Source organism: Bariatricus sp. HCP28S3_F11, from assembly GCF_052065395.1.
Lineage (GTDB): Bacteria > Bacillota > Clostridia > Lachnospirales > Lachnospiraceae > Allocoprococcus.
This window is the reverse complement of record NZ_JBQHUC010000119.1, coordinates 1-551: the sequence shown is the minus strand read 5'-3', so window position 1 is coordinate 551 and position 551 is coordinate 1. Positions and strand designations below refer to the sequence as shown.

Genomic DNA, 551 nt, shown 5'->3' with positions numbered 1-551 from the left:
AATATAATCAGTCGAATAAAAGAAAGGATTGATTATAATATGGATTTGGATAATAATGCACATTCAGTATTTTTGTTATATTATCATTTGATTATGGTTGTGAAATATCGCCGGAAAGTGATAGATGATGTAATATCAAACAGAGCGAAAGAAATATTTGAGTATATTGCACCGAATTATGGGATTACATTGGAAGAATGGAATCATGATGAGGATCATGTACATGTCATGTTCCGTGCACAGCCGAAGAGCGAGATCAGTAAATTTATCAATGCGTATAAAAGCGCAAGCAGCAGGCTGCTGAAGAAGGAACATCCTGAAATACGGGAAAAACTCTGGAAGGAAGCATTTTGGAGTCAGAGCTTCTGCCTTTTGACAGCAGGAGGTGCACCGGTTGAAATAATTCGCAGATATATTGAAAGCCAGGGTGAAAAGTAATTTGAACAAAGCGTATAAATTCCGGATTTACCCGGATAAAAAACAGGAAGAACTTCTTGCTAAAACATTTGGATGCTGCCGTTTTATTTATAATATCATGCTGGATGACAAGA

Annotated in this window: 2 protein-coding genes; both read left to right on the top strand. The window is 36.5% G+C overall.

The annotated features are described in order from the left end of the window. The first annotated feature begins 39 nt into the window (after window positions 1-39). A complete protein-coding gene (gene tnpA, locus ACTNBR_RS16550; RefSeq protein WP_441027202.1) occupies window positions 40-438 on the top strand; it encodes an IS200/IS605 family transposase in 399 nt (132 codons plus the stop codon). After that, on the top strand, window positions 428-551 hold a 124-nt coding region (locus tag ACTNBR_RS16545), incomplete at its 3' end, for a helix-turn-helix domain-containing protein (protein ID WP_441042736.1). The genes tnpA and ACTNBR_RS16545, both read left to right, overlap by 11 nt.

Excerpts from the sequence above, each read along its gene's own strand:
- tnpA (WP_441027202.1), top strand. The coding sequence starts at position 40 with ATGGATTTGGATAATAATGCACATTCAGTATTTTTGTTATATTATCAT.